12 protein-coding genes and 1 pseudogene are annotated in these 14,931 nt (G+C 67.1%); 8 read left to right on the forward strand and 5 right to left on the reverse strand.

The genetic code is table 11. The features are described from left to right. Positions 1–5: 5 nt before the first annotated feature. Positions 6–1,265 (forward strand): alkaline phosphatase family protein, encoded by a 1,260-nt coding sequence (locus ABD115_RS06510; RefSeq protein WP_343959405.1) that lies wholly within the window; start codon positions 6–8, stop codon positions 1,263–1,265. Here the strand turns inward: ABD115_RS06510 and sepH are convergent. Further along, positions 1,262–2,680, reverse strand: coding sequence for a septation protein SepH (gene sepH, locus ABD115_RS06515; protein WP_343959408.1), 1,419 nt, complete (start codon positions 2,678–2,680; stop codon positions 1,262–1,264). The two genes, ABD115_RS06510 and sepH, sit on opposite strands and share 4 nt — an antisense overlap. 188 nt (positions 2,681–2,868) lie before the next feature. On the opposite strand from sepH, the gene ABD115_RS06520 reads away from it, so the two are divergent. Further along, entirely contained in the window at positions 2,869–3,162 is a 294-nt protein-coding gene (locus ABD115_RS06520) for a DUF4193 domain-containing protein (RefSeq protein WP_343959410.1), read from the forward strand. A 1-nt stretch (position 3,163) separates the two neighbouring features. On the opposite strand, the gene ABD115_RS06525 is transcribed toward ABD115_RS06520, so the two are convergent. Next, positions 3,164–3,622, reverse strand: a complete 459-nt coding sequence (locus ABD115_RS06525) for a DUF3093 domain-containing protein (protein WP_343959411.1) — start codon at positions 3,620–3,622, stop codon at positions 3,164–3,166. A 115-nt stretch (positions 3,623–3,737) separates the two neighbouring features. Here ABD115_RS06525 and dut point away from each other — a divergent pair, with 115 nt between their 5' ends. The 6 genes from dut to dxs all read left to right on the forward strand — a co-directional run bounded on the left by dut (position 3,738) and on the right by dxs (position 10,984). Further along, positions 3,738–4,214: a dUTP diphosphatase gene (gene dut, locus ABD115_RS06530; protein ID WP_343959413.1), complete on the forward strand. Its 477-nt coding sequence runs from the start codon at positions 3,738–3,740 to the stop codon at positions 4,212–4,214. Between the two features lie 37 nt (positions 4,215–4,251). Then, positions 4,252–4,956, forward strand: coding sequence for a DUF3710 domain-containing protein (locus ABD115_RS06535; RefSeq protein ID WP_343959415.1), 705 nt, complete (start codon positions 4,252–4,254; stop codon positions 4,954–4,956). Next, positions 4,953–5,795, forward strand: a complete 843-nt coding sequence (locus ABD115_RS06540; protein WP_343959417.1) for a DUF3159 domain-containing protein — start codon at positions 4,953–4,955, stop codon at positions 5,793–5,795. Before ABD115_RS06535 ends, ABD115_RS06540 begins: the two co-directional genes overlap by 4 nt. A 63-nt stretch (positions 5,796–5,858) precedes the next feature. After that, on the forward strand, positions 5,859–8,546 hold the full coding sequence (gene acnA / locus ABD115_RS06545; protein WP_343959419.1) for an aconitate hydratase AcnA: 2,688 nt from the start codon (positions 5,859–5,861) through the stop codon (positions 8,544–8,546). Between the two features lie 95 nt (positions 8,547–8,641). Next, positions 8,642–9,001: a hypothetical protein gene (locus ABD115_RS06550; RefSeq protein WP_343959421.1), complete on the forward strand. Its 360-nt coding sequence runs from the start codon at positions 8,642–8,644 to the stop codon at positions 8,999–9,001. A gap of 51 nt (positions 9,002–9,052) precedes the next feature. Further along, positions 9,053–10,984, forward strand: coding sequence for a 1-deoxy-D-xylulose-5-phosphate synthase (gene dxs, locus ABD115_RS06555; RefSeq protein ID WP_343959423.1), 1,932 nt, complete (start codon positions 9,053–9,055; stop codon positions 10,982–10,984). 176 nt (positions 10,985–11,160) lie between these two features. Here dxs and ABD115_RS06560 read toward each other — a convergent pair whose 3' ends face one another. From ABD115_RS06560 to ABD115_RS06570, 3 genes and pseudogenes are all read right to left on the reverse strand, one after another. After that, complete coding sequence (locus ABD115_RS06560) at positions 11,161–13,296, reverse strand: 3-hydroxyacyl-CoA dehydrogenase NAD-binding domain-containing protein (RefSeq protein ID WP_343959425.1); 2,136 nt, start codon at positions 13,294–13,296, stop codon at positions 11,161–11,163. A 5-nt stretch (positions 13,297–13,301) separates the two neighbouring features. Then, positions 13,302–14,495 carry a thiolase family protein gene (locus tag ABD115_RS06565; protein ID WP_382389151.1) on the reverse strand — a complete coding sequence of 398 codons (1,194 nt, stop codon included), beginning with the start codon at positions 14,493–14,495 and terminating at the stop codon, positions 13,302–13,304. A gap of 126 nt (positions 14,496–14,621) precedes the next feature. Beyond that, a pseudogene (locus ABD115_RS06570) lies at positions 14,622–14,931 on the reverse strand (ribonuclease D); the annotation flags it as partial.

Here is a 14,931-nt window from a genome sequence, read left to right on the forward strand (position 1 = left end):
GAATCATGCTACCGACTGCCACCGACAACGGCGGGAGGCTTGCCGCGATTTTGCCGACTGGCATCGCCGCGCTCGCGCTGGGAAACGCCCGCTCACCACAGGCCGCGCACGACGCGCTCATCGCTGCAGCCGGGCTGGCTCCCGGGTTGCCAGCCGGGCCAAACGAAGTGGCAGCGGCTCTCCCACTCATTCCAGCGCTGCACTCCCTCGTCGTGGTCGTTGTCGACGGCCTGGGCAGCGCGAACCTGAAGGCACGCGCCGGGCACGCGCCGACCGTCTCGTCGCTGCAGCAGCGGCGCATCACGACGGTCACCCCCTCGACAACCGCCGCGGCGCTGACGACACTCACGACGGGGCGCCTGCCTGCGGAGCACGGGCTCATCGGCTATCGCATCATGCACCCTGAGCTCGGCCTGCTTTCGCCCCTGCGAGACTGGGAGGGCATCAGCGACACGCGGGAGTGGCAGCGGGCCGCGCCGCTGTTCGAGCACGCCGAGGCGCTCGGGCTGCGCGCCCGCGCGTACGGCAGGCCCGCGCACGCCGAGAGCGGCCTCACGCGGGCAATTCTCCGCGGGGCAGACTACTCCGGCGGCGACCGAATCGCTGAGCGCTTCGCCGCGGCGCGGCGCGACCTCGCGGGAGGCGAACCGACCCTCGCGTACCTCTACGTCGACGAGCTCGATCGCGCCGGGCACCAGCACGGTTGGCAGAGCGAGGCCTGGTCGTCTCGGCTCGAACAGCTCGATTTGGCGCTCGCTGATTTCATGACGGGGCTGCCGAGCGAAACGGGTCTCGTGGTGACCGCTGACCACGGCATGGTCGACGTCGCCGCGCACCAGCACATCGTGTTCGATCTCGGGGCGCCCGAGTTTGCCGAGGTGCGCGCGTTCGGGGGCGAACCGCGCTTTCGCAGCTTCTATCTCACGCCCGAGGCGGATCCGAGGGCTTTCGCCGAACGGCTGCGCGCACTGGAAGGGAGGCGCGCCTGGGTCGCAACCCGAGACGAAGTCTTCGCGGCTGGGCTCTTCGGCACGCGGGTGAGCCCGGGCGTGCGGGAGCGGGTCGGAGACGTGCTGCTCGCCGCGCGCTCCCAGTGTGCCTACTACGCGACGAGCGATGAGCAGAGCTCCTTCGAACTCGTGGGGCAGCACGGCTCATGGACAGACGAGGAGCGGGGAATTCCGCTGCTGCTCGGCGGCGCGCTGGCGGGCACGGGCTTTGCGAAGGCAGTGGAGCTCGTGGCCGCAGCTGCGACCGCGAGCTAGGCCGGGTCGTCGTCGCTGCGCGTGCCAAACAGGATGTCGTCCCAGCTCGGAATCGAGGAGCGACCACGCTTTGCTTCGCGCTTCGTTTCCGGGCGCTTCGGCGTGTCCTGTGCCTGGGTCGTATGGGCATCTTGACCCGACTGCCCTCCGCCAGCCTCCTCTGACGGCTGCGCGCCACCTGCCCCCAGGTCGCCGAGCACTGCCCGCAACCGCGAGCCGCGCGCTGCTGCGCCGCGGGCGGCCTCGGGGCGCTGTGATGACGCTTCCGCGCCAGCGCTGCCGTCAGTCGCGCGCTCTGCGGCATCCGCAGGGGCGGGTGATTCGAGCGGTGCACCCCCCGCAGCGGGGTTCGCCCCCGACACGCCGGCTGTGCCCCAGATATTCGCGGCAGCGCCGGAGCGCTTGACCGGCTGAGTGCGCGGGCCAGGGTCGACGAGGTCGTGCAGCAGCTCGGTCGCGTCGTCGCCCTCGGATCCGCCACTGCTGTGCTCAGCACCGCCCTCGCCTGGCTCTGGTGCCTCGCCGCCGAGCGCCTCGGCCGCGAGCGAGCGCTCGCCACGGCGGCGGCGCAGTGCGTCGAGCAGGTCAGCGGTTTGGCTGAGGTCAGTTTCGCCCTCGTCTGGCGTGTTGACAGCGAGGTGGTCGATGTCGCGCCGGCGTTCGTATTCGGCGTCGGGGTTCAGCAGCAGATCGTCGCCGGCACCCGCGGGGGCCTGCTCGGGTGTCAGCGGCTGCACCTCGGCGGTTGGCGCGAGCAGTGCGTCGGGATCGAACGGTTCTGGCTCGCTGCGCGCCGGTGACTCTGCGTCGACGGCGCGCAGCTTCGGAATGAGCCGATCACCGACGTCGCCGAGCTTTGAGAGGTTCGTTGCGTCTGGCGTGAGCGGGCTGAGCACGCGCTTCTTGTGGTCGAAGCTCCACACAGCGTCGTGATCGCCGTCGCGGGAGTCAAACTCGAGGCCGATGAGCCACCCCGCCTCTTCGTCTCGCCAGGAGCGCCAAATATTGACCGTGTTGCCGAGGCCGATCAGGCGCTCGGAGATGACCTGACCGAAGCGCTGCTCGTCGTCGTTCGCCGACTGTGTGTCGCCCGGGTAGCCGGGCTCGGTGCGCACGCTCACCGCGTGTGCGAGGTCGAGCATGTAGCGCTGCTCGGCGCGAACGGGCTCCTCGAACCGCAGCACATCGGCCTCGTCGAGGCCGGTCTGCGCGGCGACTTCTGCGCGCGTCTTTCCGGCCCGCAAGAGGGCCTGGATCTCGCGCGGTCGAACCCGGTTGGTGCTCGGCGAACGTCGCGTGGCAAGTCGCACCTCTTGGGCGACCTCCTCATCGATCACGAGGCGAAACTCCTCGCCCAGCTCGTTCGCGAGCACGAGGGAACCGTCCTCGCGCCGCAGTACGCGCAGTTCATCCATTGCAAGATCCCTTCGGTATTCGCTCAAGCGTGCCATAGCTTGGCGTGTGAAGCCGGTATTGACGCGGGCGAGTGGGCCGAACCGGGGCTCCGGAATACGCTCAGAGCAATTTTGGTTTGCGTTCGAACGATCTATCGGGCAGACTATGGCCGCTCCCAAAGCCAGCCGCAACGAAATGCAGGAGAATTATGGCAACCGATTACGATGCCCCTCGGAAGAACGACGACGAAACTGCCGAGTCGATTGAAGCCCTGAAAGAGCGGGGCCCGTCGAAGGGAAGCTCCTCGCTCGACTCGGAGGACGCTGACAACCCGAGTTTCGATCTCGGCGGCTCAGACCTGTCTGATGTCGAACTCGACGTCGTCGTGCTGCCGCAGCAGGCAGACGAGTTCACGTGCGTGAGCTGCTTCCTGGTGCGTCACCGTTCGCAGCGCTCGCGCGAAACGGATCTCGGCCCGATCTGCGTGGAGTGCGACGCGTAGGTCACTTCGCCGCTGCCTGAAGCGCCTCAGCTAGCGCCACGGGTTTGCGGCTCGTCACAATCCAGTACGGGGTTGGATCCTCGGCATCGGTGATCTCGAGTTTGAGCCCGCGATGGATCCAACCGCGCACGACCATGAAGTTTCTGGCGTCAGCTCCGGGGCCAATCGCGTGCCGGAGCGCGTCGGATCCGAGGGGTTCGACCTCGCCAATCAAGTCGACAGAAATGCGGGCTCTGCCAGCGGTCAGCGTGCGGTCGCGCACCTCAATTACCGGGCTGAGCGCCACGAAGATGAGCGCGACGACGATGTACAGGCCGACCGCCACCGGAATGGCCAGGCTCTTCTCGATCGGCATCATGATGAGGGCTGTTGCGGGAATCAGGAGTAACCAGGCGCCGAAGAATGCGGGCCCTGGGAGCAGCCGCTCGCGAAAGCGTACTGCCGTAGTCTGTGCGGTCATGCCCCCATTATCTCCCGTCTGCGTTGGCAATGCTGAGTGCTCGCGCGGCCCAGGCCTTTCGCGGCGTTGCAGTGTCTTCGAGCGTGGCGCTCGCCGAATCAGATAGCCTGTGCGGGTGACTGATGTAGTACGTGTTCCCATAACAGCCAGCAACCCGCCACGCTACGCCCACGATGACGACGCGGGAGCCGACCTGCACGCTGCCGAGGCTGCAACCCTGCTGCCCGGTCACCGTGCGCTCATCGGCACCGGAGTCGCGATCGCGCTCCCCGAGGGGTATGCGGCGTTCGTCGTGCCGCGCAGCGGTCTCGCCGCAAAGCACGGCATCACCGTTGTGAACTCCCCGGGAACCGTCGACGCGGGGTACCGCGGCGAGATCAAGGTGACGCTGCTGAACACCTCTCTCGACCAGGCCTTCGAGGTTGCGCCGGGTGATCGGATCGCGCAACTGATCGTCATGCCGGTGAGCCGTGCAGTGTTTGTGCCGGTCGACGAGCTACCGGGAGGCACCGTGCGCGGCGCGAACGGCTTCGGCTCGACCGGGGTCGCCGCCGAGGCGACAGCAGCTGGCCAGGCAGGCGGCGCGGCCTGACTCGCCGCTGGAGCAAGAATCTAGGAGACTGAAGAGTATGAGCGAGCAAGACGTGAACGAAACACCCTCCGGGGCGACCACCAACGGTGACGAGGCCGAGGCGACCCCGGCGATCGATACCGCGAAGTCGGCGCCTGCCGACCGCGAAACCGCTGGCCCTTTCGACTTCTCCGAGGTGCCGACCATGCGCCCCTACGTCGACCTCGGCGGCATCAAGATTGCCCCGCGCGAGGGGCTGCAGATGCGGCTCGAGGTCGACGAGCGCGCGCAGCGCGTCGTCGCGGTGTCGCTCGAGTACGCGGAGTCACTGCTGCAGGTGCAGGCGTTCTCAGCCCCGAAGTCGAGCGGCATGTGGCACCAGATTCGGCACGATCTGCGCGCGCAGCTCGAGGCTCAGGGTGCGAAGGTGGGCGAGGAGGCCGGCCCGCTCGGAACCGAGGTCGTCACCGCAACGGCGGTTCCGGCCGAGCAGGGCGGCGGCACGCGCGCCGCGAGGTTCATCGGCGTCGATGGCCCGCGCTGGATTCTGCGCGGCATTCTCATGGGTAAGGCCGCGGTCGATGCCGCGACGCACGCGCAACTCATCGAGCTCTTCCGCGAGATCGTCGTGGTGCGCGGTGACCTTCCGATGCCCCCAGGCGATTTGCTGCCGTTGAAGGTGCCGGCTGGCGTGCAGCCAGGCGCGCAGAACCCGGCGGGAGCAAGCGGGAGCGTTCAGCAGCCCGGGGTGACCGAGGCGTGAGCGACAGCCGCGGCGAGGAGACTGGCGGCGCTGAGGGCGCCGGCGGTGCCCAGGGTGCCGAGGGTGCTCGTAGCGCCGAGGGCGCCCGCGGCGAAGCCGCCGCGGAGCAGCCCGAGGGCGTCGGGTCGCGGCTGCCGCAACTGAGCGGCGGGCTCGCGCGCGCCGTTCGCGCCGGCGCCGAGGGCGAAGACCTTACGGCCGCTGGCGTGTTTGCCGCCATCGGCGGCGTGAGGGGCGCCCTTGAGGCGATCATTCCGAGCCTGATGTTCGTGGTGCTGTTTGTGGTGACGAACGACGCGCGGGTTTCGGCGCTCGTGCCTGGCGGGCTTGCGCTCGCGCTCGTCGCGGCGCGGCTCGTGCGCCGCGAGACCATTGTTTCTGCGCTCTCGGGCATGCTCGGAGTCGGCGTCGCGGTAATCATCACGCTCATCACCGGCAGGGGAGTCGACTACTTCCTCTCTGGGTTTGTTGTGAACGTCGCCTGGGGTGCCGGGCTCCTTATTTCGATTCTCGTCGGGTGGCCCGCGATCGGGCTGCTGATCGGGCTGCTCGAGGGCGACATGCGCGGGTGGCGAAAGCGGCCGAAGATTCGTCGCACGGCGCTCTGGCTCACGGTGATGTGGCTTGCGCTGTTCGTGCTGCGGCTCGCGGTGCAGTTGCCGCTGTACCTCGCCGAGCGTGTCGAGGTGCTCGGGGTTGCCAGAATCGTGATGGGCGTGCCGTTCTTCGCGGTCATCATTATCGTGACGTGGTTCGCGGTGCGCAGGCTGCAGGGTTCATCAGATGATTCTCTGGGTGAAAAGGGCGTAATCTCGGGGGAGAACACCCCGTCAGCGTGACTGCGGAAGCCGCCGTGAGGGTGTAGGATTTATCTTGACATCGAGAGACTTTGGAGGAACCTCATGGCATCGATCAACAGCTTCGGCGCACGCGACACGCTTGCGGTCGGAGACAAGAACTACGAAATCTTTAAGATTTCTGAGGTCGCGGGCAGCGCGCGACTCCCGTACAGCTTGAAGGTGCTCCTCGAGAACCTGCTCCGCACCGAAGACGGCGCAAACGTCACGAAGAAGCACATCGAGGCGCTCGGTAGCTGGGATCCGTCGGCGGAGCCCGACACCGAGATCCAGTTCACCCCCGCACGCGTCATTATGCAAGATTTCACGGGTGTGCCCTGCATCGTTGACCTCGCCACCATGCGCGAGGCGGTGACCGACCTCGGCGGCAACCCCGACAAGATCAACCCGCTCGCCCCCGCCGAGCTCGTCATCGACCACTCGGTTATCTCTGACTCCTACGGCAACAAAGATGCGTTCGCGAAGAACGTTGAGATGGAGTATCAGCGCAACGGTGAGCGCTACCAGTTCCTGCGCTGGGGCCAGGGCGCCTTCGCTGACTTCAAGGTCGTTCCCCCGGGGACCGGCATTGTGCACCAGGTGAACATCGAGCACCTCGCGCGCGTCACCTTCACTCGCGACGTCGACGGCGTGACCCAGGCTTACCCTGACACCGCTGTCGGCACCGACTCGCACACCACCATGCAGAACGGCCTGGGCGTGCTGGGCTGGGGCGTCGGCGGCATCGAGGCCGAGGCCGCGATGCTCGGCCAGCCCATCTCGATGCTCATCCCGCGCGTGGTTGGCTTCAAGCTCTCTGGCAAGATCCCCGCAGGCGTGACCGCAACCGACGTGGTGCTCACGATCACGCAGCTGCTGCGCCAGCACGGCGTCGTTGGCAAGTTCGTCGAGTTCTACGGCGAGGGCGTCGGCTCCGTGCCGCTCGCCAACCGCGCGACCATCGGTAACATGAGCCCGGAGTTCGGCTCGACCGCAGCGATGTTCCCGGTCGACGACGTCACGCTCGACTACATGCGCCTCACCGGCCGCACCGACGAGCAGGTCGAGCTCGTCAAGGCGTACTCGCAGGCGCAGGGCCTGTGGCACGACCCGACGAACGAGCCAGAGTTCTCGGAGTACCTCGAGCTCGATCTCAGCACCGTGGTCTCGTCGATCGCCGGCCCGAAGCGCCCGCAAGATCGCATCGAGCTCACCAGCGCGAAGACTCAGTTCGAGACCGACCTGAAGAACTACACCGAGGCATCGAACCCCGCCAAGGTGAAGGACGACAAGGGCCGCGAGTTCGAGCTCGACCACGGCGCCGTGACCCTCGCGTCGATCACCTCGTGCACGAACACCTCGAACCCGTCGGTGATGCTCGCCGCCGGCGTGCTCGCGCGCAACGCCGTCGCGAAGGGCCTCCAGGCGAAGCCGTGGGTGAAGACCACGCTCGCTCCGGGCTCGAAGGTTGTCACCGATTACTACGAGAAGTCGGGCCTGCGCTCGGATCTCGAGGCGCTCGGCTTCTACCTCGTCGGCTACGGCTGCATGACCTGCATCGGCAACTCAGGCCCGCTGAACGACGAGATCTCGCAGGCAGTCAACGACAACGACCTTGCCGTCACCGCGGTGCTCTCGGGTAACCGTAACTTCGAGGGTCGCATCAACCCCGACATCAAGATGAACTACCTCGCGAGCCCCCCGCTCGTTGTCGCGTACTCGCTTGCCGGCACGATGGACTTCGACTTCGACAACGAGTCGCTCGGTCAGGATTCCGAGGGCAACGACGTGTTCCTCCGCGACATCTGGCCCGACCCGACCGAGGTGCAGAAGATCGCTGACGCATCGATCGACTCCGACATGTTCCGCGAAAAGTACGCAACCGTCTTCGACGGCGACGAGCACTGGACCGCGCTGCCGACCCCCGAGGGCAACACCTTCGCGTGGGACGACAAGTCGACGTACGTTCGCAAGGCTCCCTACTTCGATGGCATGGAGCTCACCCCGGCTCCGGTTGACGACATCACGGGTGCCCGCGTACTCGCCAAGCTCGGCGACTCGGTCACGACCGACCACATCAGCCCGGCCGGTAGCTTCCGCGCCGAGACCCCTGCGGGCAAGTACCTCGTCGAGAACGGCATCGCGGTTCGTGACTTCAACACCTACGGCTCGCGCCGTGGCAACCACGAGGTTATGATTCGCGGCACGTTCGCGAACATTCGCCTGCGCAACCAGCTCCTCGCGAGCGAGAACGACGGTGCGGGCGTCGAGGGTGGCTTCACGCGTGACTTCACGCAGGAGGGCGGCCCGCAGTCGTACATCTACGACGCGTCGCAGAACTACCAGGCGGCTGGCACCCCGCTCGTCGTGCTCGGCGGCAAGGAGTACGGCTCGGGCTCGTCGCGCGACTGGGCGGCGAAGGGCACAAGCCTGCTCGGCGTGAAGGCCGTCATCACCGAGAGCTTCGAGCGCATCCACCGCTCGAACCTCATCGGCATGGGCGTGCTGCCGCTGCAGTTCCCGGTCGGTAAGAGCGCAGATTCGCTCGGCCTCGACGGCACCGAGGCGTTCGACATTACCGGTGTCACGCAGCTCAACGAGGGCGTCACCCCGAAGACCGTGAGCGTCAAGGCGACTAAGGAAGACGGCTCGGTCGTCGAGTTCGACGCTGTCGTTCGCATCGACACCCCGGGTGAGGCTGACTACTACCGCAACGGCGGCATTCTGCAGTACGTGCTGCGCTCGCTCGTCTAAGCACACCAGCGACCGCCCTCGGTCGCTCAGCGAGAACCCCCGCACCTGCTGGTGTGGGGGTTCTCTGCGTGCGTGGCCGGTGTCGTGTGCAGTCGGTGAGCGCTCCAGCCGCGGAGCACCGGGTGCCACACGGGGAGTCGCTGCGCTACGCTGGTGAGCGCTACCCGAAGGAGACGAGCATGAACGCCAGGGTTGAACTCGCGGGGGCAATCATCGCGCACCGCTTTCAAATCTCGAAGCTAGCGAGCAGATACGACCTCGACGCGGTCGACACACTACTCGACGAAGTGGCACGCCGTGTGGCGGCGGGTGAGAGTGGGGGCGAGATCGCTCGAACGGTGGTGAGCTCCTCGCTCGGCGAAGCTCGAGGGCTGCTTCACGCCGGATACCGACGCGACGACGTCGACGAGTACCTCGAGCAACTTGTCAAACGGCTCGACGGCCTCGCGGGGTGAGGCCCGTGACCCGGTCGGAGTGTGCTCGGCTTTCTTCAGTAGACTGGGTGGGTGCTTGAGCGAATTACTGGACCCCGTGATCTTGACGCGCTGACCCTCGAGGAGTGCGTTGAGCTCGCGGCCGATATCCGTGAGTTCCTCATCAACGAGGTGTCGAAAACAGGTGGGCATCTTGGGCCGAACCTTGGCGTGGTCGAGCTGACGATCGCGCTGCACCGCGTGTTCGACTCGCCGAACGACCCCATTGTCTGGGACACGGGCCACCAGAGCTATGTGCACAAGCTGCTGACCGGGCGCAAGGACTTTTCTGACCTACGCAAGCGCGGCGGCCTCGCGGGTTACCCGCAGCGCTCCGAGAGCGTGCACGACGTCGTCGAAAGCTCGCACGCCTCGAGCTCGCTGAGCTGGGCAGACGGCATCTCGCGCGCCTTCGTGAGCACCGGTAAGCAAGACCGCCACGTTGTCGCTGTCGTCGGCGACGGCGCCCTCACCGGAGGCATGACGTGGGAGGCGCTCAACAACATCACCGATGACAACGACCGCAACCTCATCATCGTGATGAACGACAACGGCCGCTCGTATGCGCCCACCATCGGCGGTATGGCGCGCTTTCTCAACGGCGTGCGCGTCACCGGCAGCTATCGAGACCTGCAAGAGGGGAGCGAGCGGCTCTTCAACAGCTTCGGGGCAGCCGGCCGCACTGTCTACCGCGCCGCACGCGGGGCGCTGCGCGGTTTCGTGTCGCGGGCGTCTGGCAATCAAGACCTCTATGCGAACCTCGACATCAAGTACGTCGGCCCCGTCGACGGGCACGATCTCGCTGCCGTCGAGGTCGCGCTGAACCAAGCGAAGGCCTACGGCCGGCCGGCGCTCGTTCACGTGATCACCGAGAAGGGTCGCGGGTATGCCCCCGCGGTCAACGACGAGGCTGACCAGTTCCACGCCATCGGGCAGATTAACCCAGACAACGGGGCGCCGCTGTCGTCATCGTCTGAGCGGGGGTGGACATCGGTCTTCCGCGAAGAGATCGTGGCGCTCGCGCATAGCCACCCGAAGCTCGTCGGTATCACCGGCGCGATGCTCCGCCCCACGGGCCTCGACGCGTTCGCGAAAGCCTTCCCGCAGCGCGTGTACGACGTCGGCATTGCCGAGCAGCACGCCGTGACGACCGCCGCTGGGCTCGCCTACGGCGGCCTGCACCCCGTCGTCGCCATCTACGCGACCTTCATGAACCGCGCGTTCGACCAGGTGCTGATGGACGTCGGGCTGCACCGCGCCGGCGTGACGTTCGTGCTCGACCGCGCCGGCATCACAGGCCCAGACGGCGCGAGCCACAACGGCGTGTGGGATCTCGCCATGCTGCAGATCGTTCCGGGCATTCAGATCGCAGCCCCGCGCGATGAGGCTACGCTGCGCGAGGCGCTCGGAGAGGCCGTCGTGGTTGAAGATGCCCCGACGGTGATTCGCTACCCGAAGGGCTCGGTCGGCGCCCCGCTGCCCGCACTCTGGCGTACGGCAGACGGCGTAGATGTGCTCTTGGCGGGGGATCACCGCCAGACACCAGCCGAGGGGCCGCTCGCTGTGAGCGCAGACGTGCTGTTCGTCGGCGTTGGCCCGATGACCCGGGTCGCACTCGACGCCGCCGCGCTGCTCGCCGAGCAGGGAATCTCGTCGACCGTCGTCGACCCGAGGTGGGTGATTCCGGTACCGCCATCGGTTGTGCAGCTCGCAGACACCCATCGCCTGGTCGTGAGCATCGAAGATGGGCTTCGGGTGGGCGGTGTCGGCACGACCATTCGCCAGGAGCTGCGCGAGGCGGGCGTCGACACCGGCGTGAGCGAGCTCGGCACCCCCTACGAGTTCCTCGAACACGCCACGCGCGATGAGCTGCTCGAAGACGCTGGCCTCACGGCGGCCCAGATCGCCACCGAGGTGGCGGAACAGATGCGCGGCACGAGGCTCCCTGCGGCTCGCCCGGAGTAGCTGCCCCCCTGGCCCCTGGCCCCTGGCCCCTGGCGCCGCCCCTCACTCGCGCGTCAGAGTGTTTTGCGCGCGTCACCATCGAAATGCCTATCATTTGCGTGGTGACGCGGCGAAAAGGCTCTGAGACACGGGTAAGGGCCCCGAGAACGTGGTCCCGGGGCCCTGCGAAACGGCGTCTACGACTTTGCGGCGATGCGCGGGTCGTGGAAGGCGCCACCGAAGGCCCGCTCAGACGCGCCGACCCGGTCGAGGTACGGCGTCGCCCCGCCAGCCTGGAACGGCCAGCCGGCACCGAGAATGAGGCCAAGGTCGATGTCTTCTGCCGCGTGCACCACGCCCTCGTCGAGCATGATCTTGATCTCGTTCGCGAGCTCGTCCTCGACACGGCGCAGAATCTCCTCGGGCGAGACCGGGGTCTTCCCGAAGGTGAGCGCCTTCTTCGCCGACTTGGAGAGATCCTCGACCTTGCCGATCTTGTTCTTCACGAGCGGCTCGTCGAGCTCTGCGATCGCGTGCATGTTCGGCGAGGCGTAGAACCGCTCGGGGAACGCATTCACCATCGTGTCTTGCACGTGGGCTGCGACCTTCCATCCGACGAGATCAATGAGCTCGAACGGCCCCATTGGCAGCCCGATGGGGGCGAGCGACTGCTCGACCACCGGTAGCGGCGTTCCCTCGTCGAGCGCCCTGGCGGCCTCGCCCATCACCTTGGCGAGCAGACGGTTGACGACGAAGCCGGGGCGGTCTGCAGTGATGATCGCGCTCTTACCGAGCTTCTTTGCGATCACCATCGCGGTCGACAGCGCGGCCTCGCCCGTCGCGGGGCTGTTGACAACCTCGACGAGCGGCATGACGGCGACAGGGTTGAAGAAGTGGAAGCCGACGAGGCGCTCGGGGTGCGCGAGGTTCGCGCCAATCTGCTCGACCGACAGCGACGAGGTGTTGGTCGCGAGAATCGCATCTGGCGCAATGATGGGCTCGATCTCTGCGAAGACCTGCTGCTTCACCGAGAGCTCCTCGAACACAGCCTCGATCACCCAGTCGCAGTCTGCGAACTGCGATTTGTCTGTGGTGCCGGTGACGAGCGCCTTGACCTGGTTCGCATCGTCGCCAGAGAGCCTGCCCTTGGCCAGCATCTTGTCGATCTCGCCGTGAATGTACGAAACGCCCTTGTCGACGCGCCCCTGGTCGAGGTCGGTGATGACCACGGGAACGCGCAGCTTGCGCGCGAACAGCAGCGCGAACTGGCTTGCCATGAGGCCGGCGCCGATGATGCCGACCTTCTGCACCTTCTTCGCGAGCTCCTTGTCGGGAGTGCCGGCAGGCCGCTTCGCGCGCTTCTGCACGAGATCGAACGCATAGATCGAAGCGGCGAACTGGTCGCCCGAGATCAGCTCGGCGAGCGCGTCATCTTCGCGCTCGAACCCGGCCGCAACGTCGTTGTCTTTCGCAGCAGCGAGCAGATCGAGTGCGGCATAGGGGGCCTTCGCGGCCGTGCCGAGACGCGACTTCACCGTGTCGCGCGCGATCTTGATCGCGATGGGCCACTTGGTCATGCGCTCGATCTTGCCCGGCTCGTTGGGCCGCTCGACCTTGGTCGTGCCGGCGACGACGCCATCTGCCCAGGCGATCGACCGCTCGAGGAAGCTCGCGGCGCCGAACATCTCGTCGAAGATGCCGAGCTCGAGCGCCTGCGCGGGCTTGAGCATGCGGTTGTTCTGCAGCGGGTTCGACACGATCACCTTGAGCGCGTTCTCGATGCCGATGAGGTTCGGCAGCAGCGTCGCCCCGCCCCAGCCGGGAATGATGCCGAGGAAGACCTCAGGGAAGGCGATCGCAGCGGCCGAGGAGTCAACGGTGCGGTAGGTGCAGTTCAGCGCGATCTCGACCGCACCGCCGAGCGCGAGGCCGTTGACGAACGCGAACGAGGGGACCCCGAGCGTGCCGAACTTGCCGAGCACGCGGTGGCCGTACTGGCCCATCAGCAGCGCATTCTCGCGGGTCGCGAGCGTCGAGACCTTTGAGAGGTCGGCGCCTGCGGCGAAGATGAACTGCTTGCCGGTCACGGCGACGGCCTTGATCTCGCCGGCGGCCGCGCGCGCGGTGAGCTCGTCGAGCACGCGCTCGAGCCCCTGCAGGGTGCGCGGGCCGAGCGTATTCGGGCGCGTGTAGTCGCGCCCGTTGTCGAGCGTGATGAGGGCGAGCGTGCCGCCGGAGGGCAGCGCGACGTCGCGCACGTAGGTCTCGGTGACGACCTCGTCGGCCGACGCGTCGATGATCGGCGAGAAATCGATTGTGGTGTAGTCAGTCATCGTGATTACTTGCCCTTCTTGCCGTTGTAGTGCGGGTTCTCCCAGATCTGGGTGCCACCCTGCCCGAGCCCGACGCACATCGCGGTGATGCCGTAGCGAACATCGGGGCGCTGTTCGAACTGACGCGCGAGCTGAATCATGAGTCGAACGCCGGTCGCGGCCAGCGGGTGGCCGAGCGCGATGGCTCCGCCCCACATGTTGACCCGCGGGTCATCGTCGGCGATGTCGAAGTGGTCGAGCAGCGAGAGCACCTGCACCGCAAACGCCTCGTTGAGCTCGAACAGGCCGATGTCGGTGATCGACAGCCCGGCCTTCTTCAGCGCCTTCTCGGTCGAGGGCACGGGGCCGAGGCCCATGACCTCGGGCTCGACGCCGGCGAACGCGAACGACACCAGGCGCATCTTTGGCTTGAGGCCGAGCTCCTTGGCGGTGTCGCCCCCGGCGAGCAGCGACATCGTCGCCCCGTCGGTGAGCGGCGACGAGGTGCCGGCGGTGACGCGCCCGTGCGGGCGGAAGGGGGTCTTGAGCTGAGCGAGGCCCTCCATCGTCGTCTCGGGGCGGCGGCCCTCGTCTTCGGTCGCGACGCCCCAGCCGGCTGCCGACTGGAATGCGACGGGTACGAGGTCTGCCTGAATGTCGCCACGGTCGTACGCTGCCTGCACCTTCTGCTGGCTGAGCATGCCGAAGCGGTCGGAGCGCTCCTTCGTGAGCTGCGGGAAGCGGTCGTGGAGACGCTCCGCGGTCATGCCCATGTTCAGCGCGTCGGGGCTCACGAGCTTCTCTGCGACGAACCGAGGGTTGGGGTCGGAGCCCTCGCCGATCGGGTGGCGGCCCATGTGCTCGACGCCGCCGGCGACTGCGAGGTCGTACTGCCCCGCGCCGATGGCCGCGCCCATGAACGACGCCGTAGTCATCGCTCCGGCGCACATCCGGTCGAGCGCGAAGCCCGGAACGGTCGTGGGCAGGCCCGCGAGAATCGCGACGGTACGGCCAAGGGTGAGGCCCTGGTCGCCCTGCTGGGTCGTTGCGGCGATGCCAACATCATCGATCCGGTCGAGCGGAACCTCGGGGTTTCGCTCGACGAGTCCCTGGAGCGCCTTCACGGCGAGGTCATCGGCACGCGTTGCAGCGTACATGCCTTTTTCTCCGGCGCGCCCGAAGGGGGTGCGAACCCCGTCTACGAACACGACTTCTCTCATTGTGGCCACTTCGCCTCCATCATGTGGTGTGTTGGATGCTCTCATCCTACGAACTCGCCCTGATGCGCGCAGCCCGAGTGCGGAGTTCACGAGATATCGGCGGCCAACCACCGAGGAAACTTATCGCTAGTCTACAAAAACCGTAGCCAGTATTGGTGCGACTAGTCCAAGCTGCCAGGGTCGCGCGCCGAGCTCTGCGAGCCGAATGGCGATGCCCTCTGGTGACGTGTCGGCGGGGGGCTGCCAGGCGAGCTCGCGCACAAGCGCGGGGGCAATGAGGTTCTCCGGCGGCATGTGCTGCCGCTCGGCCTCGGCGGTGACCACCGCGCGCAACTCCGTCAACCGGTCCGCTGCCTCGGGGTGCCGCTGCGCCCAACCGCGGTGGCTTGGGAGCGCACCCGGTTCACGCTGCTTGGGGCCGGGCAGATCATCCGTC

The sequence above is a fragment of the Leucobacter albus genome, assembly GCF_039528015.1.
GTDB lineage: Bacteria > Actinomycetota > Actinomycetes > Actinomycetales > Microbacteriaceae > Leucobacter > Leucobacter albus.